The sequence below is a fragment of the Hyphomonas sp. UBA3601 genome (assembly GCF_002375605.1).
Taxonomy (GTDB): Bacteria; Pseudomonadota; Alphaproteobacteria; order Caulobacterales; family Hyphomonadaceae; genus Hyphomonas.
The window spans coordinates 2,594-2,934 of record NZ_DFME01000081.1; the positions used below are offsets into that span (position 1 = coordinate 2,594).

A 341-nucleotide genomic window follows, 5' to 3' on the forward strand; every position below is an offset into this window, starting at 1 on the left:
AGAACTTTCCCTTGATGACTTCCTGAAGGATCTGGTTGTCGAGGGTGAGGTCAGAGATCGCCCGGCGCAGCCGCGCATTCTCCTTCTCCATTTCCTTCATCCGTTTGGCCTGGCCAACCTGCAGCCCGCCAAACTCCTTGCGCCAGCGGTAATAGGTCTGTTCCGTCACGCCAATCGCACGCACGGCCTGGCCCGCCGTCTCACCCCGCGCGAGGCGAACCTCAACCTCCCGCAGCTTCGCAATAATCTCTTCAGGCGTTGATCTCTTGCCCATGTCTCAGCTCCATATCTGAAGCCGGTACTAACTCAAATAATGGACCACTTTTCAGGAAGCAGACCAA

General features: G+C 56.9%; 1 protein-coding gene. It reads right to left on the minus strand.

Features of this window, described 5'->3' with window-relative positions:
• On the minus strand, positions 1–274 hold a 274-nt coding region (locus B4F73_RS08095; protein WP_290482972.1), incomplete at its 3' end, for a transposase.
• Positions 275–341: the final 67 nt, after the last annotated feature.